Annotated in this window: 1 protein-coding gene; it reads left to right on the forward strand. The window is 72.2% G+C overall.

Annotation, left to right across the window (positions count from 1 at the left end; translation table 11 throughout):
• Positions 1-192 precede the first annotated feature (192 nt).
• Entirely contained in the window at positions 193-1,518 is a 1,326-nt protein-coding gene (mnmE, locus tag Mterra_RS21090; RefSeq protein WP_119316859.1) for a tRNA uridine-5-carboxymethylaminomethyl(34) synthesis GTPase MnmE, read from the forward strand.
• Positions 1,519-1,657: the final 139 nt, after the last annotated feature.

Raw genomic sequence — 1,657 nt, forward strand, 5'->3', positions numbered from 1 at the left:
GCCCCAACCCTCCCCGCGCGCGGGGAGGGGGTATCCCCCCCAGCCCCCCTTGCTAAGGGGGGTGACAAGGCGTCTTGCGTTTTGCGTTTTGCTTTTTGCGTACGACGTACGACGTAGGACGTACGCCGCACGACCCGCGCCCGGCTATCCGCTATCGACCATCGACCTCCTCCAGCCTCTAAACTGTCACCCATGGCCCTGCCATCGCTCAATGAACCTATCGCCGCCATCGCCACCCCGCCCGGCAAGGGGGCCGTCGGCATCGTGCGGCTTTCGGGGGTGGGGGCGCTCGAGGTCGCCGCCAAAGTCTGGCGCGGGCGTGACCTGCGGCACCTGGAGGGAGGCCGCTTCACGCTGGGCCTGATCCTGCACCCCGACACCCGCGAAACCCTCGACGAGGCCCTGGCGCTGGTGTTCCGCGCCCCCAACTCCTACACCGGGCAGGACGCGGTGGAGTTCCAGACCCACGGCTCCCCGGCGGTGCTGCGGCAGGTGCTGCAGGCGCTGCTGGACGCCGGGGCCCGCCCGGCCCAGCCGGGCGAGTTCACGCTGCGGGCCTACCTCAACGGGCGCATGGACCTCGCGCAGGCCGAGTCGGTGCTGGCGCTCGTCGAGGCGGAGTCGGACGCGGCGCGGCGCCAGGCGCTGCGCGGGCTGTCCAAGGAGCTCTCCGGGCGCATCGAGGGCATGTCGCGTGAGCTGCTCGACCTCCTGGCGCACATCCAGGCCCTGCTCGACTACCCCGAGGAGGGCGTGGAGCCGCACCAGGCCCAGGGGGTGCTCGAGCGCGTGCTGGGCGAGGTCGAGCACCTGCTGTCCACGGCCCCTGCGGGGCGCATCGCGCAGAAGGGGGCGCGGCTGGCCCTGGTCGGGGCCCCCAACGCCGGGAAGTCGAGCCTGCTCAACGCCCTGCTGGGTTACGAGCGGGCCATCGTGACCCCCATCCCCGGCACCACCCGCGACTACCTCGAGGCCCCGCTCGAGGTCGCCGGGGTGCCCATCGTGGCCGTGGACACCGCCGGGCTGCGCGAGACCGACGACGCGGTGGAGCGCAGCGGCGTGGAACGGGCCCTCGGCATCGCCCAGGAGGCCGACCTGGTGCTCTACCTGGCCGACCGGAGCCAGCCCCGCGCCGACGCGCCCGGCCTGCTGGCCCGGCTGCCCCAAGAGCGCGTCCTCCGCCTCGCCACCAAGGCCGACCTGCCCGCCGCCTGGCACGACCCCGCCTTCTTGGCGGTCTCGAGCGCCACGGGCGAGGGGATGCCCGCGCTGCTGGAGGCCATCCACCAGCGGCTGTTGGGCGAGGCCCCTGAGGGCGAGGTCTGGATCAGCAACGAGCGCCACGCCCAGGCCCTGCGCGAGGCCAAAGAGCACCTCCTCGACGCGCTGGCCTCCCCCGAGGACCTGATGGGCCTCTCCATCCAGGCCGCGCTCGAGGCCCTCAACCGCATCCTGGGCAAGGACGTGCCGGAGGAGGTCATCAACCGGGTGTTCCGCAATTTCTGCGTGGGGAAATGATCGCTTGCGGGGTTGTCGATGGCCGATAGCTGATAGCTAAACGCAAGACGCGAGACGCGAGACGCCAGACGCCAGACGCCTTGTTCCCCCCCTTAGCAAGGGGGGCTGGGGGGGATACCCCCTCCCCGCGGGCGGGGAG

The sequence above is a fragment of the Calidithermus terrae genome, from assembly GCF_003574345.1.
Taxonomy (GTDB): domain Bacteria; phylum Deinococcota; class Deinococci; order Deinococcales; family Thermaceae; genus Calidithermus; species Calidithermus chliarophilus.